Source organism: Pseudomonas sp. RW407, from assembly GCF_003176655.1.
GTDB lineage: Bacteria > Pseudomonadota > Gammaproteobacteria > Pseudomonadales > Pseudomonadaceae > Pseudomonas > Pseudomonas delhiensis.
Map to the genome: position 1 here is coordinate 183802 of NZ_QGSL01000029.1, position 20366 is coordinate 204167.

General features: G+C 66.5%; 18 protein-coding genes. 3 read left to right on the forward strand and 15 right to left on the reverse strand.

The genetic code is table 11. From position 1 onward, the window contains the following. Nucleotides 1-55 precede the first annotated feature (55 nt). Together dnaG and rpsU are read right to left on the reverse strand one after the other, a co-directional pair. Nucleotides 56-2062: a DNA primase gene (dnaG, locus tag DK254_RS01690; protein ID WP_109931767.1), complete on the reverse strand. Its 2007-nt coding sequence runs from the start codon at nucleotides 2060-2062 to the stop codon at nucleotides 56-58. 189 nt (nucleotides 2063-2251) lie between these two features. Further along, nucleotides 2252-2467 carry a 30S ribosomal protein S21 gene (rpsU, locus tag DK254_RS01695; protein WP_003085057.1) on the reverse strand — a complete coding sequence of 72 codons (216 nt, stop codon included), beginning with the start codon at nucleotides 2465-2467 and terminating at the stop codon, nucleotides 2252-2254. 203 nt (nucleotides 2468-2670) lie between these two features. On the opposite strand from rpsU, the gene tsaD reads away from it, so the two are divergent. Continuing rightward, complete coding sequence (gene tsaD / locus DK254_RS01700; RefSeq protein ID WP_109931769.1) at nucleotides 2671-3696, forward strand: tRNA (adenosine(37)-N6)-threonylcarbamoyltransferase complex transferase subunit TsaD; 1026 nt, start codon at nucleotides 2671-2673, stop codon at nucleotides 3694-3696. A 94-nt stretch (nucleotides 3697-3790) separates the two neighbouring features. Here the strand turns inward: tsaD and plsY are convergent, their stop codons facing one another. Then, the gene (plsY, locus tag DK254_RS01705; protein WP_089392958.1) at nucleotides 3791-4360 is read right to left on the reverse strand and encodes a glycerol-3-phosphate 1-O-acyltransferase PlsY; all 570 of its coding nucleotides are present in this window, start codon (nucleotides 4358-4360) and stop codon (nucleotides 3791-3793) included. A gap of 82 nt (nucleotides 4361-4442) precedes the next feature. Between plsY and folB the strand changes: the two genes are divergently transcribed. Continuing rightward, nucleotides 4443-4796, forward strand: a complete 354-nt coding sequence (folB, locus tag DK254_RS01710) for a dihydroneopterin aldolase (RefSeq protein WP_089392959.1) — start codon at nucleotides 4443-4445, stop codon at nucleotides 4794-4796. Then, the gene (folK, locus tag DK254_RS01715) at nucleotides 4787-5323 is read left to right on the forward strand and encodes a 2-amino-4-hydroxy-6-hydroxymethyldihydropteridine diphosphokinase (protein WP_109931770.1); all 537 of its coding nucleotides are present in this window, start codon (nucleotides 4787-4789) and stop codon (nucleotides 5321-5323) included. Before folB ends, folK begins: the two co-directional genes overlap by 10 nt. 143 nt (nucleotides 5324-5466) lie before the next feature. Here the strand turns inward: folK and DK254_RS01720 are convergent, their stop codons facing one another. The 12 genes from DK254_RS01720 to DK254_RS01780 form a co-directional block, all read right to left on the reverse strand. Next, nucleotides 5467-6708: a multifunctional CCA addition/repair protein gene (locus DK254_RS01720; protein ID WP_109931772.1), complete on the reverse strand. Its 1242-nt coding sequence runs from the start codon at nucleotides 6706-6708 to the stop codon at nucleotides 5467-5469. Between the two features lie 189 nt (nucleotides 6709-6897). Next, nucleotides 6898-7407, reverse strand: a complete 510-nt coding sequence (locus DK254_RS01725; RefSeq protein WP_109932919.1) for a DUF4136 domain-containing protein — start codon at nucleotides 7405-7407, stop codon at nucleotides 6898-6900. A 58-nt stretch (nucleotides 7408-7465) separates the two neighbouring features. Continuing rightward, nucleotides 7466-9019 (reverse strand): SpoVR family protein, encoded by a 1554-nt coding sequence (locus DK254_RS01730; protein WP_009615572.1) that lies wholly within the window; start codon nucleotides 9017-9019, stop codon nucleotides 7466-7468. After that, on the reverse strand, nucleotides 9016-10287 hold the full coding sequence (locus DK254_RS01735) for a YeaH/YhbH family protein (protein WP_109931774.1): 1272 nt from the start codon (nucleotides 10285-10287) through the stop codon (nucleotides 9016-9018). Before DK254_RS01735 ends, DK254_RS01730 begins: the two co-directional genes overlap by 4 nt. Nucleotides 10288-10377: 90 nt before the next feature. Further along, complete coding sequence (locus DK254_RS01740) at nucleotides 10378-12300, reverse strand: PrkA family serine protein kinase (RefSeq protein WP_109931776.1); 1923 nt, start codon at nucleotides 12298-12300, stop codon at nucleotides 10378-10380. A 275-nt stretch (nucleotides 12301-12575) separates the two neighbouring features. After that, on the reverse strand, nucleotides 12576-12905 hold the full coding sequence (gene glpE, locus DK254_RS01745; protein ID WP_109931778.1) for a thiosulfate sulfurtransferase GlpE: 330 nt from the start codon (nucleotides 12903-12905) through the stop codon (nucleotides 12576-12578). 13 nt (nucleotides 12906-12918) lie between these two features. Then, on the reverse strand, nucleotides 12919-13743 hold the full coding sequence (locus DK254_RS01750; RefSeq protein WP_109931780.1) for a symmetrical bis(5'-nucleosyl)-tetraphosphatase: 825 nt from the start codon (nucleotides 13741-13743) through the stop codon (nucleotides 12919-12921). Continuing rightward, nucleotides 13743-14123: a Co2+/Mg2+ efflux protein ApaG gene (gene apaG, locus DK254_RS01755; RefSeq protein WP_089392966.1), complete on the reverse strand. Its 381-nt coding sequence runs from the start codon at nucleotides 14121-14123 to the stop codon at nucleotides 13743-13745. The genes DK254_RS01750 and apaG overlap by 1 nt, the downstream gene beginning before the upstream one ends. Nucleotides 14124-14151: 28 nt before the next feature. Continuing rightward, nucleotides 14152-14958: a 16S rRNA (adenine(1518)-N(6)/adenine(1519)-N(6))-dimethyltransferase RsmA gene (gene rsmA, locus DK254_RS01760; protein WP_089392967.1), complete on the reverse strand. Its 807-nt coding sequence runs from the start codon at nucleotides 14956-14958 to the stop codon at nucleotides 14152-14154. A gap of 162 nt (nucleotides 14959-15120) precedes the next feature. Continuing rightward, complete coding sequence (pdxA, locus tag DK254_RS01770) at nucleotides 15121-16122, reverse strand: 4-hydroxythreonine-4-phosphate dehydrogenase PdxA (protein ID WP_109931781.1); 1002 nt, start codon at nucleotides 16120-16122, stop codon at nucleotides 15121-15123. 132 nt (nucleotides 16123-16254) lie between these two features. Further along, nucleotides 16255-17547: a peptidylprolyl isomerase gene (locus DK254_RS01775; RefSeq protein WP_109931783.1), complete on the reverse strand. Its 1293-nt coding sequence runs from the start codon at nucleotides 17545-17547 to the stop codon at nucleotides 16255-16257. Then, nucleotides 17528-20353 carry an LPS-assembly protein LptD gene (locus DK254_RS01780; RefSeq protein WP_109932921.1) on the reverse strand — a complete coding sequence of 942 codons (2826 nt, stop codon included), beginning with the start codon at nucleotides 20351-20353 and terminating at the stop codon, nucleotides 17528-17530. Before DK254_RS01780 ends, DK254_RS01775 begins: the two co-directional genes overlap by 20 nt. Nucleotides 20354-20366: the final 13 nt, after the last annotated feature.

Below are 20366 nucleotides of genomic sequence, written 5' to 3' on the forward strand. Positions count from 1 at the left end.
TGGCGGGCTGAAATAAGCCGAGGATTATACCAGATTCGAGGCTTCAGGCGCCAGTTCAGCTCTGGGGGCCTGGTGAAGAGGCGTTGCTGAAGTGTTCCCTCAATAGAGCTTTCTCTTCGTCAGTCAGTTCACTGGGGCTCTTCTGCATCACGCTGCGCAGCCGCGCCTCGCGGCTGTTGTGCAGCTGACTGTGTGCAAGTGTAGTAATGGTGTCGCAGAACTGCTTTTCAAGATTGCCCTGGTCGATCAGCCATTCCTTTTCCGCCAGGGCCTGCAGCAGGCGCCCTTGCGGGGTACCGTGCCAGCGCGCGATCAACTGCATCGAGCGCTGCTTCGGGTTCTTCTGCAGCGCTTCGACGAGCGCCGCCAGCAGTTGCGAGTAGGTCTGCCCTTCGTTGGCGAAATGGCTGGCGTCCTCGACCTTCTGCGCCAGTTGCGGGTGGTGCAGCAGGGTGCGCAGCGCGGTCAGGGTGGGGGATTCGACGCTGATCTCGGTGCGCGGCTGGCGCGGGGCGAAGTCGCCGCGCTTGCCGCTCTTGCCTCCTTTGCCATCCCATTTGCGCTCGCCTTTCCAGGGCTTCTTGCCCGGTTTGCCACCGGCGAAATCCGACGGCGCCTCGAAATAGCTGGCGCTGTCCTGGTAGCTGGGCTCGCCGTGATCGGCGAAGTGGCCTACATCGTAGTCGCTGTATTCGTGCGCGTGGCTGTCCGCAGCGGCGTTCGGCGTGGCCTGGCCGTGCCCCTGGCCGCCGCTGGCGCGCGGCGCGTTCAACTGGTTCAGCGCCTCGCCGCTCAGGCCGGTGATCTGGCCCAGGCGCTGGCGCATCAGCAGGCGCAGGGTGTTGCCGGGTATCTTCTCCAGCAGCGGGCCGGCCAGGGTCGCCAGGTGCGCCTTGCCTTCCAGGGTGCTGGGGTCGGCTTCCTGCGTCAGCTGCTGGAAGAAGTAGTCGGCCAGCGGCTGGGCCTGGTGGGTCAGGCGCGCGCGGAAGGCGTCGGGGCCTTCGGCGCGGACCAGGCTGTCCGGGTCCTCGCCCTCGGGCAGGAACAGGAAGCGGATCTTGCGGCCGTCCTGCAGGTTCGGCAGGGCCGATTCCAGGGCGCGCCAGGCGGCCTTGCGCCCGGCCTGGTCGCCATCGAAGCAGAACAGGATGTTCGGCACCAGGCGGAACAGGCGCTTGATGTGTTCCTCGCTGGTGGCGGTGCCGAGGGTGGCCACGGCGTTGCGGATGCCCTGTTGCGCCAGGGCGATCACGTCCATGTAGCCTTCCACCACCATGATCTCGTCGAGATCGCGGTTGTTCTTGCGCGCCTCGAACAGCCCGTAGAGCTCCTGGCCCTTGTGGAACACCGGGGTTTCCGGGGAGTTCAGGTACTTGGGCTTGTCGTCGCCCAGCACCCGGCCGCCGAAGGCGATCACCCGCCCGCGGCTGTCGCGGATGGGGAAGATCACCCGGTCGCGGAAGCGGTCGTAGCGCTTGCCGCTGTCGGGGTTCTCCACCAGCAGGCCGGCGTCGAGCATGGCCTTGAGCTGCAGGTTGTCGCCGCCCAGGTGCTTGAACAGGTTGTCCCAGCCCGGCGGGGCGAAGCCCAGGCCGAAGTCGCGGGCGATCTCGCCGGTCAGGCCGCGGCCCTTGAGGTATTCCACCGCGGCCTTGCGCGCCGGGTGGCTCTTCAGCGCCTGGCGGTAGTAGTCGGCGGCGGCGCTCAGCAGCGGGTACAGCGGCGAGTCGGTCGGCTGCCGCGGCTTGCCGCGCCGGCCTTCCTCGCGGGGCACGTCCATGCCGGCGCGCTTGGCCAGGTCCTCGACGGCCTGGATGAAATCCAGGTTGTCGTGGTCCATGATGAAGCCCAGCGCATTGCCGCCGGCGCCGCAGCCGAAGCAGTAGTAGAACTGCTTGTCGGGGCTGACCGTGAAGGAGGGTGTCTTCTCCTTGTGGAACGGGCAGCAGGCGCTGTAGTTCTTACCGGTCTTCTTCAGCTGGATGCGCGAACTCACCACATCGAGGATGTCGGTGCGGTTGAGCAGGTCATCGATGAAGGATTGCGGAATCAGGCCGGCCATAGACTCGTCGGGACGCAGGATGGACCCAGGCATACACCCAAGGCTGGCTTGGAGTATGGCATTTCATGGGGCGTGAAAAGCAAAAAACTCCGAGCTTCGCCAGGCGCGAATCGGAGTGCGGTGTAGCCTTTCAGGCACTCGCCCGGCGAGTGGGCCGGGCGATGTGCAGAGCGTGCGGCTGAGTCGAACTCAGTACAGGCGCTCGCGGCGGCGCTGTTCGCGCTGCACTTTCTTGGCGTGACGCTTGACAGCGGCAGCGGCCTTGCGCTTGCGCTCGGCGGTGGGCTTTTCGTAGAACTCGCGGCTACGGACTTCAGCCAGTACACCGGCTTTTTCGCAGGAGCGCTTGAAACGACGCAGGGCTACGTCGAAGGGTTCGTTCTCTTTAACTTTGACGGCGGGCATCCAGGTCGTACCTTCAATGATTACCGGGGATTTATCGCGCTCCTGGCAGTAGGCACTGGAGACGGCGGTTTTCAAGGGTTGCGGATATTAACGGTTCGGGCTCAGGAATGCAAAGCCTCCGATCGAAAAACGCTGGTCGGCGTCCGCAGCGGGCGATTATCATCCGCCGCTTCTCATTTGCCCAGAACTGAAGGCTCGAACCCATGCGTGTGCTGGGGTTGGAAACCTCTTGCGACGAAACCGGCGTCGCCCTCTACGACAGCGAACGCGGCCTGCTGGCCGACGCGCTGTTCAGTCAGATCGACCTGCATCGCGTCTACGGCGGCGTCGTGCCCGAGCTGGCCTCGCGCGATCACGTCAAGCGCATGCTGCCGCTGATCCGCCAGGTGCTCGACGAGGCCGGCTGCCCGCCGAGCGGGATCGACGCCATCGCCTACACCGCCGGCCCCGGCCTGGTGGGCGCGCTGCTGGTCGGCGCCTCCTGCGCCCAGGCCCTGGCGTTCGCCTGGGGCATACCGGCCGTCGGCGTGCACCACATGGAAGGCCACCTGCTGGCGCCCATGCTGGAAGAGCAGCCGCCGCAATTCCCGTTCGTCGCCTTGCTGGTTTCCGGCGGCCACACCCAACTGGTGCGGGTGGATGGTATCGGCCGCTACCAGCTGCTGGGCGAATCCCTGGACGACGCCGCCGGCGAGGCCTTCGACAAGACCGCCAAGCTGCTCGGCCTGGGCTACCCCGGTGGCCCGGAGATCGCCCGGCTGGCGGAGAAAGGCACCCCGGGGCGCTTCGTCTTCCCGCGGCCGATGACCGACCGCCCCGGCCTGGATTTCAGTTTCAGCGGCCTCAAGACCTTCGCCCTGAACTCCTGGCAGCGTTGCCGCGAGGCGGGCGACGACGGCGAGCAGACGCGCTGCGACATCGCCCTGGCCTTCCAGCAGGCGGTGGTCGAGACGCTGACCATCAAGTGCCGCCGCGCCCTCAAGCAGACCGGCCTGAAGAACCTGGTGATCGCCGGTGGGGTCAGCGCCAACCGCGCCCTGCGCGAGCACCTGCAGAAGATGCTCGGCGAACTCCGTGGCCAGGTGTTCTACGCCCGTCCACGGTTCTGCACCGACAACGGCGCGATGATCGCCTACGCCGGTTGCCAGCGCCTGCTGGCCGGCCAGCACGACGGCCCGGCCATCGACGTGCGCGCGCGCTGGCCGATGGAGTCGTTGCCGGCGGTATAAAAAAGATGGCTGCAAGCGACAGGCTGCAAGCTACAAGCGGCGTTTTGCCAGATTTTGCTTGCAGCCTGGAGCCTGCCGCCTGAAGCTCCCGGCTCTAGAAATGTCTCTCGCGCCCGGCCAGCAGGTCGCGCAGGTTGCCGCGGTGGCGCCAGACGATGAGCCCGGTGAGGAAGGTCATCGGCAGCAGCGCCGCCGGCAGTTGCCAGGCCAGTAGTGGCAGGGTGAGCGGGGTGGCGACCAGCGAGGCCAGCGAGCTGGTGCGGGAGAGCTTGAAGGTGAGCAGCCAGGCCACTGCAGCGAGCAGCGCGGCCGGCGGGTAGAGCGCCAGGAGCATGCCGGCGGCGGTGGCCACGCCCTTGCCGCCACGGAAGTTGAAGTACAGCGGGTAGAGGTGGCCGATCACCGCCGCCACGCCGACCCAGGCCTCCTGCATCGCGCCCAGGCCGAACAGACGGGCGACGAGCACCGGCACCAGGCCCTTGGCCAGGTCGCCGACGAGGGTGAGGATGGCGGCCTTTTTCCCGGCCAGGCGCAGCATGTTGGTGGCGCCGGGGTTGCCGGAGCCGCCGGCGCGCGGGTCGGCGGTGCCGAACAGGCGACTGAGGAGTACCGCGAAGGACAGCGAGCCGAGCAGGTAGGCGAGGATCGCCAAGAGCCAGACCATGGTTTCCACCGGGGACGAGACTGTCCCCGATTCTAGCGGGGTGGCGTACGCTTGTCGTGCACTGGCCTTGGAGCAGCAGTAAGTGGACAGAGTTTTTATCGAGGGCCTGGAAGTCGACACCGTGATCGGCGTCTACGACTGGGAGCGGGGGATACGCCAGTGCCTGCGTCTGGACCTGGACCTGGGCTGGGACATCCGCCCGGCGGCGGCCGATGACGACATCGCCAAGGCGCTGGACTACGCCGTGCTTTCCGAGCGCATCGGCGAGTTCGCCCGCGATGCGCATTTCCAGCTGGTGGAAACCTTCGCCGAGCGCCTGGCCGCGCTGCTGATGGCCGAATTCGGCATCCAGTGGCTGCGCCTGCGGGTGACCAAGCCGGGAGCGGTCGCCGCTGCCGCCGGCGTTGGCGTGGAGATCGAACGCGGATGCCGCTGACCACCGTCTTCCTCGGCCTGGGGAGCAACATCGAGCGCGAGCGCCATCTGCACGCCGGGCTCGAGGCGCTCACCGGCTTCGTCCACGACCTGCGCTGCTCGCCGGTGTTCGAAAGCGAGCCGGTGGGCATCCGCAGCGGTCCCTTCATCAACCTGGTGGTGAGCGGCGAGACCGAGCTGCCGCTGGCCGAGCTGAGCCTGCGGCTGAAGCACATCGAGGCCGACAACGGCCGCTATGCGCCGGAACGCAAGGGCCTGCCGCTGGACATCGACGTGCTGCTCTACGGCGACCTGCACGGCGAGTTCGACGGCCTGGTGCTGCCGCGCGCCGAGGTGCTGAAGAACGCCTTCGTGCTCTGGCCCCTGGCATTGCTGGCGCCTCAGGTGCTGCACCCGGGGGCCGGCCGTGACTTCGCCAGCCTCTGGGCCGAGGCGGACATCGACCAGCGCCTGTGGCCGGTGCCTTTCCAGTGGCGCGGTACCGAGTTGACGCCGGCGGCGCTGATCTCGGCGCATCCGGCGGCCTGATCCGCCGATTGCCCCTGCGCCGACGGCTGGTGGCGGATAACGCTTCGCGTTATTCGCCCTACGGGATCGCGGCTATCCGCCGGGCTAGAGCCGCCTGCTTTTCGTAGGAGCGAGCTTGCTCGCGAACCCTGGGCATATCTGTTCTACAGGTCTGCCTGAGGGGCGTGTGCGGTCTTGTAGGCCTTGAGGGCCTTCAGACGCTCGCGCTTGAGCGCTTCGCCCAGTTCCGCGCCTTTGAAACCTTTCTCCAGCAGCGGTTGCACCGCCACTTCGCGGGCCGCCTTGGCTGCTCCGCGCAGGTGGTAGGCCTGTGGATAAGCGCGCTTTTCCAGGCCGTGGCGGCCGCGGGCGTCCATTTCGCTGGCGGCGATGAATTCCTCGAAGCGCTGTGGCCGGCGGTAGACGTCGAAGGCCTGCAGCAGCTCCAGCAGGGTGTTCGGCCGCAGTTCCAGGGCGCGGTGGGCGTGGGTGTGGTACTCGCCGACCAGGCGCGCCAGTTCCTGGCAGTCGCGCGGCACCTTGAAGCGGGCATTGACCGCGTCGATCAGCGGCAGGCCCAGATGTTCGTGGGCGATGTGCCGCGGCCAGTCCTCCTGGCGGGTTCGCGCCTTGCCCAGGTCGTGGAGCAGGCAGGCCCAGCGCACCGTCAGTGGCTGGCGGTGCTCGGCGCACTGGCGCAGCACGGCCAGCAGGTGCTCGCCGGTATCGATTTCCGGGTGGTGCTGCGCGGGCTGCGGCACGCCGAACAGGGCGTCGACCTCGGGCATCAGCACGGCCAGGGCGCCGCAGTCGCGCAGCACCTGGATGAACACGTCGGGCCGTGCTTCCATCAGGGCGCGGGAGATTTCCTTCCAACTGCGTTCGGGCGTCAGCGCTTGCAGTTCGCCGGATTCGGACAGCTCGCGCATCAGCGCCAGGGTCTCGTCGGCGACCCTGAAGCCCAGCGGCGCGAAGCGCGCGGCGAAGCGGGCCACGCGCAGCACCCGCAGCGGGTCCTCGACGAAGGCCGGGGAGACGTGGCGCAGCAGGCGGGCCTCGAGGTCGCGCTGGCCGCCGTAGGGGTCGACCAGCCGGCCGTTATCGTCCTCGGCCATGGCGTTTATGGTGAGGTCGCGGCGTACCAGGTCTTCTTCCAGGCTCACGTCGGGGCTGGCGTAGAAGGTGAAGCCACCGTAGCCGCGGCCGCTCTTGCGCTCGGTGCGGGCCAGGGCGTATTCCTCGCCGGTCTGCGGGTGGAGGAACACCGGGAAGTCCGCGCCCACCGGGCGGTAGCCCTTCTCGAGCATGTCTTCGGCGCTGGCGCCGACCACGACCCAGTCGGTATCGCTGACCGGCTGGCCGAGCAGACGGTCACGCACGGCGCCGCCTACCTTGTAGATCTGCATGAAGCTTTCTCCTGTCAGGGGGATAGCTTCGGGCTTCGGGGCGTGGGGGGCAAGCCTGTAGGAGCGCGCCCTGCGCGCGAATCGCGGGCAGGGCCCGCTCCTACAGGGAATTGCGTGGGTGGGGCGGCCGCGCGGATCTCATCCGCGAATCGCGCCGGAACCTCCGGCTATCGCGGACAAGGTCCGCTCCTACGGGGTGGCTTGGGGAATCTGCTCGACCAACGCCTCCACCGCGTGGCGCAGCAGTTCGCTGCTGGCATGCGCCGGGCTCAGGCCGGTGCTGACGGTGCCTTCCCAGAGCACCTGGCCGCGCAGGTCGGTCAGGCGCACGCGCAGGGTGCCGGTCTCGTCGCGCAGGCGGTGGATGGCGAGGTAGGGCCCCAGGGCCTGGGGCGGCGGCACGTCGACCTTGAATTCCAGCGGCGCGTCGCGCAGGGCCAGCCAGTAGTAGACGCGCAGTTGCGGGGTGCCGGCCTCGCGGTAGCCGCGCTGCTCCAGGCCCTGGCGCAGCCAGGCATTGATCAGCGGGTAGCGGCTGGCGTAGGGCAGGGCGTCGACGGCGTTTTCCGGGGGCATCAGCTGGAAGGCCTGCAGGCCGGCCAGGCGGCTGTCCGCCGCCTGGGTCACCCGGGCCTGGGGGATCTGCGTGGTGCAGGTCGCGAGAGCGAGGCAGAGCAGGAGGATGGCGAAGAGACGCATGGCGACCTCGGCTGGGCTTGGCGCCATGCTCGGTCCTGCCCCGGGGGCGGTCAACCGATCAAATGGGCGGGATGATCAGGTCCAGCCGCGGGTAGCCGTCCTCGTTCTCGCGTTCACCCTTTGGGGGCATGTGGTGGGTCTGCACGACCTGCTCGCCGTTGAGGGTTTCCAGGTGGATGTCGAAGCCCCACAGGCGGTGCAGGTGCTTCATCACGTCCTCGGTGGACTCGCCCAGCGGCTGGCGGTCGTGCTGCTGGTGGCGCAGGGTCAGGGAGCGGTCGCCGCGGCGGTCGACGTTCCAGATCTGCACGTTGGGCTCGCGGTTGCCCAGGTTGTACTGCGCCGCGAGTGTCTCGCGGATCTTGCGGTAGCCGTCGTCGTCGTGGATGGCGTCGACCAGCAGGTCGTCCTTCTGGTCGTCGTCGAGGATGCTGAACAGCTTGAACTCGCGGATTACCTTGGGCGAGAGGAACTGCAGCACGAAGCTCTCGTCCTTGAAGCTCTTCATGGCGAACTTCAGGGTGGCCAGCCAGTCGCTGCCGGCGATGTCCGGGAACCAGCGGCGGTCTTCCTCGGTGGGTTCCTCGCAGATGCGGCGGATGTCGCGGTACATGGCGAAGCCCAGGGCATAGGGGTTGATGCCGCTGTAGTAGGGGCTGTCGAAGCCGGGCTGGTAGACCACGCTGGTGTGGTACTGGAGGAACTCCATCATGAAGCCGTCGGTGACCAGGCCCTCGTCGTAGAGGTCGTTGATCAGGGTGTAGTGCCAGAAGGTCGCCCAGCCCTCGTTCATCACCTGGGTCTGGCGCTGCGGGTAGAAGTACTGCGCCACCTTGCGCACGATGCGCACCACCTCGCGCTGCCAGGGCTCCAGCAGCGGGGCGTTCTTCTCGATGAAGTAGAGGATGTTCTCCTGCGGCTCGCTGGGGTAGCGCGCCAGTTCCTGTTCCTTGTCCTTGCCGGCGGCGCGCGGGATGGTCCGCCACAGGTCGTTGACCTGGCGCTGGATGAGTTCCTCGCGTTCCTTCTGGCGCTGCCGCTCTTCCTCGGCGGAGATGGGGTAGGGCCGCTTGTAGCGGTCGACGCCATAGTTCATCAGGGCGTGGCAGGAGTCCAGCAGGTCTTCCACCGCGTCGATGCCGTAGCGCTCCTCGCACTGCATGATGTACTGCTTGGCGAACACCAGGTAGTCGATGATGGAGCTGGCGTCGGTCCAGGTGCGGAACAGGTAGTTGCCCTTGAAGAAGCTGTTGTGCCCGTAGCAGGCGTGGGCGATCACCAGCGCCTGCATGCACTGGGTGTTCTCCTCCATCAGGTAGGCGATGCAGGGGTCGGAGTTGATGACGATCTCGTAGGCCAGGCCCATCTGCCCGCGCTTGTAGTTCTTTTCCGTGCTGAGGAAATGCTTGCCATAGGACCAGTGGTTATAGCCGATGGGCATGCCGACCGAGGCGTAGGCGTCCATCATCTGCTCGGCGGTGATGACCTCGATCTGGTTGGGGTAGGTGTCCAGCGCGTAGCGCTCGGCGATACGGCTGATCTCCCGGTCGTACTGGCGGATCAGGTCGAAGGTCCATTCCGACCCGGTGGCGATGGGCTGGCGCTTGCTCATGCGACTAGCCTCCTCTGGAACAGTTCGCGGAACACCGGGTAGATGTCCGCGGCGGAGACGATCTGCTGCTGGGCGAAGCTGTCTTCGAAGGCTTCGCGCACCCGTTCGTACTCGAACCACAGCGCCTGGTGCTCGCGCGGGGTGATCTCGACGTAGGTGTAGTACTGCACGAACGGCATGATCTGCTTCATCAGGATATCGCGGCAGACGGGCGAGTCGTCGTTCCAGTTGTCGCCGTCCGAGGCCTGGGCCGCGTAGATGTTCCACTCGTGGGTGGGGTAACGCTCGGCCATGATCTCCTGCATCATCTTCAGCGCGCTGGAGACGATGGTGCCGCCGGTTTCCCGGGAATAGAAGAACTCTTCCTCGTCCACTTCGCGGGCGCTGGTGTGGTGGCGGATGAACACCACCTCGATCTTCTCGTAGTTCCGCTTGAGGAACAGGTACAGGAGGATGAAGAAGCGCTTGGCGATGTCCTTGGTCGCCTGGGTCATGGAGCCGGAGACGTCCATCAGGCAGAACATCACTGCCTGGGAGGTGGGGTTGGGCTGCTTGATCAGCAGGTTGTACTTGAGGTCGAAGGTGTCCAGGAAGGGCACGCGGTCGATGCGCGCGCGCAGCCGGGTGATTTCCTGCTCCAGCGCCTGGATGTCGCCGAGGTTGTCCGGCTCCTCGCGCTTGAGCCGTTCCAGCTCGGCCACGGCGGCGCGCAGCTTGCCGCGGGTGGAGCCGGTCAGGGCGATGCGCCGGGCGTGGGCCGAGCGCAGGGTGCGGACGATGTTGATGCGCGAGGGGTTGCCGTCGTTGCTGATGCCGGCGCGCACGGTCTTGAAGGTGTCGCTGCCGGTGATGTGGCGCTTGACCAGGTTGGGCAGCTCCAGGTCCTCGAACATGAAGTCGAGGAATTCCTCCTGGGTGATCTGGAAGACGAAGTCGTCCATCCCCTCGCCCTGGTTGCTGGCCTTGCCGCCGCCACGGCCACCTCCGCCGCCCTGGGGCCGGGCGATGTGCTCGCCGGTGGTGAATTCCTTGTTGCCCGGGTGGACGATGGTCTGCCGCCCGCCACGGCCATGGTGCAGGATGGGTTCGTCGATGTCGCGGCCGGGGATGCTGATCTGCTCGCCGTGCTCCATGTCGGTGATGGAACGCCGGCTGACGGCCTCCTCGACCGCCTTCTTGATGTGCTCACGGTAACGCCGCAGGAAGCGCTGGCGGTTCACCGTGCTCTTGTTCTTGCCGTTCAGACGCCGGTCGATGACATAGCTCATAGGCCCTCCGGGCGCTTCAGGCTGCAGGCGACAGGCTGCAGGCGGGTCGCTGTCCAGCTTGCCGCCTGCGGCCTGTAGCTTGTAGCTGTTTTACTGCGACTTGCGTACCCGCAGATACCATTCCGACAGCAGGCGTACCTGTTTCTCGGTGTAGCCGCGCTCGACCATGCGCCGGACGAAGTCGTTGTGTTTCTGCTGGTCCTCCTTGCTGGCCTTGGCGTTGAAGCTGATGACCGGCAGCAGGTCCTCGGTGTTGGAGAACATTTTCTTCTCGATCACCACGCGCAGCTTCTCGTAGGACAGCCAGCTGGGGTTCTTGCCGTTGTTGCCGGCACGGGCGCGCAGCACGAAGTTGACGATTTCGTTGCGGAAATCCTTCGGGTTGCTGATGCCGGCCGGTTTCTCGATCTTCTCCAGCTCCTCGTTGAGGGCGGCGCGGTTGAGGATTTCGCCGGTTTCCGGGTCGCGGTATTCCTGGTCCTGGATCCAGAAGTCGGCGTAGAGCACGTAGCGGTCGAAGATGTTCTGGCCGTATTCGCTGTAGGACTCAAGGTACGCGGTCTGGATTTCCTTGCCGATGAACTCCACGTAGCGCGGCGCCAGGTATTCCTTGATGAAGCGCAGGTAGCGCTCGCGGGTTTCCGGCGGGAACTGTTCCTGCTCGATCTGCTGTTCCAGCACGTAGAGCAGGTGCACCGGGTTGGCCGCCACTTCGTGGGGGTCGAAGTTGAACACCTTGGAGAGGATCTTGAAGGCGAAGCGGGTGGAAAGCCCGGCCATGCCCTCGTCGACCCCGGCGGCGTCGCGGTATTCCTGGATCGACTTGGCCTTGGGATCGGTGTCCTTGAGGTTCTCGCCGTCGTAGACTCGCATCTTCGAGTAGATGTTGGAGTTGTCCGGCTCCTTCAGGCGCGACAGCACGGAGAACTGCGAGAGCATCTTCAGGGTGTCCGGGGCGCAGTGCGCGTGGGCCAGCGAGCTGTTGATCAGCAGCTTGTCGTAGATCTTGATCTCGTCGGTGACGCGCAGGCAGTACGGGACCTTGACGATGTAGATACGGTCGATGAAGGCCTCGTTGTTCTTGTTGTTGCGGAAGCTGTGCCACTCCGATTCGTTGGAGTGGGCGAGGATGATGCCGCTGTAGGGCAGCCCGCCCAGGCCCTCGGTGCTGTTGTAGTTGCCCTCCTGGGTGGCGGTCAGCAGCGGGTGCAGGACCTTGATCGGCGCCTTGAACATCTCGACGAATTCCATCAGGCCCTGGTTGGCCCGGCACAGCGCGCCCGAGTAGCTGTAGGCGTCGGCGTCGTTCTGCGGGAATTCCTCCAGCTTGCGGATATCCACCTTGCCCACCAGGGCGGAGATGTCCTGGTTGTTCTCGTCCCCGGGTTCGGTCTTGGCGATGGCGATCTGGTTGAGGATCGAGGGGTACAGCTTGACCACGCGGAACTGGCTGATGTCGCCGCCGAACTCGTTGAGCCGCTTGGTCGCCCACGGCGACATGATCGAGCGCAGGTAGCGCCGCGGGATGCCGTAGTCTTCCTCGAGGATGGCGCCGTCCTCATCGGGGTTGAACAGCCCCAGGGGCGATTCGAACACCGGCGAGCCCTTGATGGCGTAGAAGGGCACCTTCTCCATCAGTTGCTTGAGCTTTTCCGCCAGGGACGACTTGCCGCCGCCCACCGGGCCCAGCAGGTAGATGATCTGTTTCTTCTCTTCCAGGCCCTGGGCCGCATGACGGAAGAAGGCGACGATCTGGTCGATGCATTCTTCCATGCCGTGGAAGTCGGCGAACGCCGGGTAGCGGCGGATCACCTTGTTGGAAAAGATGCGCGACAGCCGTGGGTCGGTGGAGGTATCCAGCAGTTCCGGCTCGCCGATGGCCATCAGCATGCGCTCGGCCGCGGTGGCATAGGCGGTCTTGTCCTGCTTGCAGATATCCAGGTACTCCTGGAGGGAGTATTCCTCCTGGCGGGTCGCTTCGAAGCGTTCCTGGAAGTGACTGAAAATACTCATGACGTCTCCTCGCTCGATGCATGGAGCCGGCACGGGATCGGTGTGAGTGGGTGCGGACGGGCTGCCAGCGTGGCCGGCGAATTTCCCCCAGAACTCCAACGGTACCTGGCTTGCGCCCTGAACCGCCCCGAATGGTCACTGCCGATTCCCGGAAGCCGGTGGGCCGGCTCTCCCCTTTTGGATGGCCTGAGGAAAAGGATAGTTCGTTATCCGGCCTGTAAAGGGGAATCGAGTGAGAAGTTACAGATTTATTTGTGGAACCTCGGCCAGGCCCCTCAGTCCGCCTGGCCGCTGCTGGTATCCGCGGGATAGACGCTGCGCCACAGCTCGAAGCCGCCGTCGACGCTGTACACGTCGGTGAAGCCTTGCTGGACGAAGTAGGCTGCCGCACTCTGGCTGGAATTGCCGTGGTAGCAGAACACCAGCAGCGGGGCGTCGAGGTCGGCCTGGCGGATGAAATCGGCCACCGAGTAGTTGTCGATGTGGTGGGAGCCGCTCACGTGGCCCATGGCGTAGCTCTGCGGGTCGCGGATGTCCACCACCTGGGCGCCGGCTTGGCGCAACTGCTGGGCCTGTTCGGCGGCTATACGCTTGAATTCGCTCATGTTCTCTACTCTCTCACGCGGCGTTGCCGGCGCAATTGCAGGTGATGCGTTCGCCACTGTCGACGTTCAGCAGGGTCATGCTACCGCCCCACACGCAGCCGGTGTCCAGTGCGTAGAGGCCGGGCACGTCGCACTGGCCTTCCAGCGCCGCCCAGTGGCCGAAGATGATCTTGCGCCCGGCGGCCTTGCGTTCGGGGTAGCTGAACCAGGGGGCGTAGCCTTCCGGCGCGGTGCCCAGGCCTTCCTTGCTCTTCAGGTCGAGCTTGCCGTCGGGGGTGCAGAAGCGCATGCGGGTGAAGTAGTTGGTGATCACCCGCAGGCGGTCGATGCCGTGCAGCTTCTTGTCCCACTTGGCCGGCTCGTTGCCGTACATGCCTTCGAGGAACAGCGGCAGGCGCTGGTCGTCGCGCAGGGCTTCCTCCACCTCGGCGGCGCGCTGCAGGGACTTCTCGATGCTCCACTGCGGCGGGATGCCGGCGTGCACCAGGGTGATGTCGCGCTCGGCGTCGTGGTGCACCAGGGGCATGTTGCGCAGCCAGTCGAGCAGGTCGTCGCGCTCCGGCGCCTCGAGGATCTCGCGCAGGGTGTCGGCCTTCTTCAGGCGCTCGGCGTTGCAGGCCACCGCCAGCAGGTGCAGGTCGTGGTTGCCCAGCACGCAGACCACGGCGTCGCGCATGGCGTAGAGGAAGCGCAGGGTCTCCAGCGACTGCGGGCCGCGGTTGACCAGGTCGCCGACCAGCCACAGCTTGTCGCGGGCGGGGTCGAAGGCCACGCGCTGCAGCAGTTGCTTGAGCGGTTCCAGGCAACCCTGCAGGTCGCCCACGGCGTAGGTGGCCATCAGTGCAGCGCCCCCGGGACGGCGAGGCGGAACACGGGGATATCGGCGTCGAAATGATGGCCATCTGCCGCGACCATCTGGTAACTGCCGGACATGCTGCCCACCTTGGTGGCCAGCACGGTACCGCTGGTGTAGGTATGGCTGGCGCCCGGCTCGATCAGCGGCTTCTCGCCCACCACGCCGGCACCGCGCACTTCCTGCACGTGGCCGTCACCGTCGGTGATGATCCAGTGGCGGCTGAGCAGCTTGGCCGCCTGCTCGCCCTGGTTGTGGATGGTCACCGTGTAGGCGAAGACGTAGCGCTGCTGCTCCGGCTGCGATTGCTCGGGCAGGTGGCGGGTGGTGACGCTGACGCAAATCTGGTATCGGGGATCGCTCATGCTCGGCTCGGGCGTCTCGTCGAGGGTTTCACTGCTCGGGGGCCAGTTCCGCCAGGCGGTTGGCCAGGCGCACGAAGTCAGCCACGTCCAGCTGCTCCGGGCGCAGGCTGGGGTCGACGCCGGCGGCTTCGATGTCTTCGATGGACATCAGGCTGCGCAGGGTGTTGCGCAGGGTCTTGCGGCGCTGGTTGAAGGCTTCGCGGACGATGCGTTCGAGCAGGCGGTGGTCCTTGGCCGGGTGCGGCAGCTCGGCGTACGGCGCCAGGCGGACGATGGCCGATTCCACCTTGGGCGGCGGGTTGAAGGCGCCCGGGCCGACGGTGAACAGGTAGTCCACCTTGCAGAAGTACTGGACCATGATCGACAGCCGGCCCCAGTCGCCGCCGCCGGGCTCGGCCGCCAGGCGCTCGACCACTTCCTTCTGCAGCATGAAGTGCATGTCCTGGATGATCCCGGCGTGCTCCAGCAGGTGGAAGATCAGCGGCGTGGAGATGTTGTAGGGCAGGTTGCCCACCACCCGCAGCTTCTCGCCGGCCTGGGGCAGGGTGGCGAAGTCGAACTTCAGGGCGTCGCCCTGGTGCAGGCGGAAGTTCGGCTTGAGGCCGAAGCGCCACTTCAGCTGCGGGATCAGGTCGAGGTCGAGCTCGATCACGTCGAGCTGCGCGCCGCTGTCCACCAGGCCCTCGGTGAGGGCGCCCTGGCCCGGGCCGATCTCCAGCAGGTGCTGGCCTTCCTTGGGCGCGATGGCGCGCAGGATGCGGTGGATCACCCCGGCGTCATGCAGGAAGTTCTGGCCGAAGCGCTTGCGCGCGCGATGTTGGAAAAGCTCGGACATAAAGGCGGCTCCAGGCTTCAAGCTGCAAGCGACAGGCTAGAGCCAAAGCGGGTCAAAGGGGGAAATTTTACCAGTTGTACCGTCCGCGGGCATCCTTGCCTGCCGCCTGCCGCCTGCCGCCTGCCGCCTGCCGCCTGCCGCCTGCCGCCTGCCGCCTGCCGCCTAGCGGCGGGCTCCGCCCGCCTCGGCCATCTGGTAGGCCGTCTCCAGCGCCACCTGCAGGCTGCCGCCGTCGATGCGGGCGGTGCCGGCCAGGTCCAGGGCGGTGCCGTGGTCCACCGAGGTGCGGATGATCGGCAGGCCCAGGGTGACGTTCACCGCCGCGCCGAAGCCCTTGTACTTGAGCACCGGCAGGCCCTGGTCGTGGTACATGGCCAGCACGGCGTCGCAGTGTTCCAGGTGCTTGGGGGTGAACAGGGTGTCGGCCGGCAGCGGGCCGACCAGTTGCATGCCCTCGGCGCGCAGGCGCTCCAGGGTGGGCTCGATGACGTCGATTTCCTCGTGGCCCAGGTGGCCGCCCTCGCCGGCGTGGGGGTTGAGGCCGCAGACCAGGATGCGCGGCTCGGCCAGGCCGAACTTGTCGCGCAGGTCGGCGTGGAGGATGCGGGCGACGCGCTCCAGGCGTTCCGGGGTGATGGCGTCCGCCACCTCGCGCAGCGGCAAGTGGGTGGTCACCAGCGCCACGCGCAGGCCACGGGTGGCGAGCATCATCACCACCTGCGGGGTGTGGGTCAGCTCGGCAAGGAACTCGGTGTGTCCGGAGAAGGCCACGCCGCCTTCATTGATCACGCCCTTGTGCACCGGGGCGGTGATCATCCCGGCGAAGGTGCCGTCCAGGCAGCCCTGGCCGGCGCGGGTCAGGGTTTGCAGCACATAGCCGGCGTTGGCCGGGTCGAGTTGGCCGGCCTGCACCGGCGCCCCCAGCGGGGTGTCCCAGACGTAGAGCGCGCCGGCCGGGGCGGGCGCCTGTGGCCACTGGCCGGGGCCGGTGTCCAGCAACTGGATGTCCAGGCCCATCAGGGCGGCGCGCTCGGCCAGCATCTGCCGGCTGGCGATGGCCACCAGCGGGTGCGGCTGGGCCTCGCGGGACAGCAGCAGGCACAGGTCCGGGCCGATGCCGGCCGGCTCTCCGGGGGTCAGGGCGAATGGCTTGGGGGCTTGCATGGCGGTGTCTCTGGGGCATCGGCCGCACCGGGCAGCCGGGGTTGTTCGGTATGAGCCCACTCTACGCCGAAGCGTGGCGCGGGCAAAAAGAAACCCGGCCTTGGGGCCGGGTTCCTGTGTCGCTTGCGGGGCTTACAGCTTGATCTCGACGTAGGCTTCGTCGCGGATCTGCCGCAGCCAGGCCTGCAGTTCCTCGTCGTACTTGCGGTTGCGCAGGACCTGGGCGGCCTGCTGCTCGCGGAACTTGTCGCTGCTGTCGGTGGCGCGGCGACCGAGGACTTCCAGGATGTGCCAGCCGAACGGCGAGCGGAACGGCTTGGACAGCTGGTTCTGCGGGATGCTGTTCATCACGTCGCGGAATTCCGGAACCAGGGATTCCGGGTCGATCCAGTTGAGGTCGCCGCCGTGCAGTGCCGAGCCGGGGTCTTCGGAGAACTGCTTGGCCAGCTTGCCGAAGTCCTCGCCACCCTGGATGCGTTCGTAGAGCTTCTGCGCCAGCTTCTGGGTTTCTTCGTCGCTGCGGATTTCGCTGGGCTTGAGCAGGATATGGCGGACATGCACCTCGTCACGCACCATCTTGCTGCCGCCGCGCTTCTCTTCCAGCTTGAGGATGATGAAGCCGCCAGGGGTGCGCACCGGCTCGGTGACGTCGCCCACGGCCAGGCTGCCGACCATGCCGTCGAACGGCGAGGGCAGTTGGGCGGCCTTGCGCCAGCCGATCTCGCCGCCTTCCAGGGCGTTGTCGCCGGCCGAGCGGGAAATCGCCAACTGGTTGAAGTCGGCGCCCTGCTTGAGCTGCTGGTAGATCTCCTGGGCCTGCCTGCCGGCGGCCTGGAGGGTTTCCGGCGAAGCGCCGTCCGGCACCGGGATGAGGATGTTGGCCAGGCGGTACTCTTCGGAGAGCTGGATCTTGCCCAGGTCCGAGGCCAGGAAGTTCTGCACTTCCTGGTCGCTGACCTGGATGCGCTCGGCCACGCGGCGCTGGCGCACGCGGCTGATGATCATCTCGCGGCGCACCTGCTCGCGGGCGTCGTCGTAGGACAGGCCGTCGCGGGAGAGGGCGGCGCGGAACTGGTCCAGGCTCAGGTTGTTGCGCTGGGCGATGGTGCCCATGGCCTGGTTCAGCTCCTCGTCGGTGATGCGGATGCCGGAGCGCTCGCCGATCTGCAGCTGGATGTCCTCGATGATCAGGCGCTCGAGCACCTGCTGGGTCAGCACATGCTCGGGCGGCAGCGGCGCGCCGCGTTTCTCGATGGTCTGGCGGACTTCGCGCAGGCGCTGGTCGAGCTGGCTCTGCATGACCACGTCGTTGTCGACGATGGCCACGACGCGGTCCAGCGGGGTGACTTCGGCGTGGGCTGCGGAGCAGGCCAGCAGGGCGCCCAGCATCAGCGGGCGCAGGGCATTACATAGAGCTGTCTTCACGTTGACGATAACCTTGGATGCCTTGGTCGAGGAAGCCTTCGACTTGGTTGCCTACAACGCCGCCAAGGCCCTTCAGGATGATTTGCAGGAAGATGCCACGGTCGGCTTTCGATTCGGCGGTGACGAACTCGTTGTCGTCGTACTTCAGCCAGTAGCGGTTGACCAGTCGCAGCTTCCAGCAGCAGCTGTCGTATTCGAAGCCGCCGAGGGCCTCGAGGGTGCGGCTCTGGTTGTAGTCGTACTGCCAGCGGGCGATGGCGCTCCACTGCGGAACGATCGGCCAGATGACCGAGAAGTCGTGCTGCTCGATCTTGTACTCGTCGCTGTTGTAGCTGAAACGGCCGAGGTTCGGGTCGAACGACTTGCTGTCCGCGCGGTAGCGATAGCCGGCGTTGAACACCTTCTGCGGCTCGGCTTCGGGCTGGTAGTGGAACATCACGCTGCCGTTGTCGGTGTGGTGGGTGTTCGGGTTCCAGTTGAAGTCGGAGCTGACGCGCCAGTCGTGGTCGAAGCGGTAGACGCCTTGCAGCGCGTACGGCGAGCGCCAGGTGTCTGCATCGGGGTTGTCAATCTGCCGGTTTATGTTCGCTGGATCCGCATTGTAGTTGCGAATGTACTTCTCGGTCAGGCCCGGCAGTTGCACGCGGCGGTCGGAGAAGTAGTAGATCTGGCCGGCGCTGACCGAGGCGCGCTCGAAACCGTTGTCCTCGATGAAGCGCGAGGTGGCGCCCAGGGACAGCTGGTTGGCGTCGCCGATGCGGTCCTTGCCGGTGAAGCGGTTCTCGCGCCACAGCGAGTCGTAGCTGAAGTTGAACTCGCCGGTGTCGAAGGTCGGCAGGTTGTCCTGGTTGCGGTACGGCACGTACAGGTACATGGCGCGCGGCTCCAGGGTCTGGCGGAACTTGGTGCCGCCGAAGCTGGTGTCGCGGTCGAAGTACAGGCCGCCGTCGAGCTTGGCCAGCGGCAGCGAGCGGTCGGGGCTGCTGTCGTAGCTGACTTCGCCATAGTTGCCGCGATGGTAGATTTGCTGGGTGCTGAGTACCGATTTGCCGGTGCCGTCCAGATCCAGGTCGTACTTGGTGTACATCGCCTTCAACGTCGGGGTCAGGAACCCCCAACTGCTCGCCATGGGCAGGCTGACGCCCGGTTCGAAGTGCGCACGGTCGCCAGTGGCCCGGGCCAGGCCGGAGATGTTCACGTCCGGGCGTTGACCGAGCTTGTTGCCGTCGGCGTCGAAGTAGACGTCTTCGTCCAGGTCGCGGTCGAAGCGCACCAGCTCGCTGCCGTAGGTGAAGTCCAGGCCACCCGGGTTGAATGGCAGGCGGCCGTCGAGGGTCAGCTGCGGCAGGCGGTCGTAGGGGGTGACGTCGGTCACGGTGGCCAACTGGTAGGCCTGGGCGTTGAGGCGCGCGGTGAAGTCGTCGCCGCGGTAGGTTAGGGCGCCCTGCTGGTTCACGTAGGTCGGCGAGCCCAGGCCCAGGGAGGTGTCCAGGTCCTGGAAGTAGTACGGGTCGCTGATCTTGGTGTAGTCGACCTGCGCCAGCCAGCGCGAGTCCAGGCCGCTGGTGTTCTTCCAGCCGTACATCCAGCGCTGGTCGGTGAAGTGCGGTTGGCCCTCGCGGTCGTCGTCCTTGTCGTTCAGGTAGGCGGCGGTGACCTGGCCCTCGCTGCTGTGGGTCAGGTAGCGAAACTCGCCTTCCATCATCAGGCCGCGCTTGGCCATGTAGCGCGGGAACAGCGTGGCGTCGTAGTTCGGCGCCAGGTTGAAGTAGTACGGGGTGACCACGAACATGCCGGTGTCGCTGGTGCTGCCCAGGGTGGGCGGCAGGAAGCCGGACTGGCGGCGGTCGTCGATCGGGAAATAGATGTAGGGGGTGTAGAACACCGGAATGTCCTTCACCCGCAGGGTCGCGTTGGTCGCGGTGCCGAAGCCGGTGGCCGGGTTCAGCTTGATGTTGTTGCCCTTGACGTACCAGGAGTTGCTGCCCGGCTCGCAACGGGTGTAGGTACCGTCCTTGAGCTGGATGATCGCGTCTTCCTGGCGCTTGGCGTAGAGCGCGCTGCCGCGGACCTGGGCCTGGTGCATGACGTACTCGGCGTTGTCGATCTTCGCCTCGCCGTTGTCCAGCTGCAGGTCGGCGTGGTCGCCGACGATGAGCGCGCCGTTGTCGCGCAGGCGCACGTTGCCGGCCAGCTCGCCGCGGTTCTCCGCCTGGTGCAGGTTGGCCTCGTCGGCCTCCACCTGCATGCTGCCCTGGCGCAGGACCACGTTGCCGGCCAGGGTGGCGACCTGGCTTTCCTGCTCGTAGCGCGAGACCTTCGCCGAGACGTAGGTCGGGGCCTCGTCACGCGGGGTCTTGTCGTTCATGCCCGGGCGGGTGGGTTCGATGTAGGCGCCGCTGCAGTACGGGCCGACCTCCGCCAGCTGGGCGGCGGTGAGCTTCTCCCGCGGGACCCAGTCGAGGTGGCTGTAGTCGGCGCTGCGCGACTTGAGGCCCTTGCCGCCGCTCTCGGTGACCAGCTTCTGCTTGGGCTCTTCGGCGCCGGCAGCCGCACCGGCGGCGACGGCAGCACCTTCGCCGCTGGCGCTGGAAGGGGTGCTGACCGAGCTTTCGGTATGCTCCGGGCGCGGCGGCAGGGCACTGGCCGGCTGCTGCGAGGAGCAGTCCCAGCTACCGCCGGAGGGGGTGCAGTTGAACTGTTCGGCCGCCGTGGCGGTCGAGGAAGCGAGCGGCTGCATAGCCAGCAGGCCACCGGTCACCAGTAAGGGGAACTTTCTACGGAACACGGGGAGAATCACTGCCATCTTGTTAATCCGG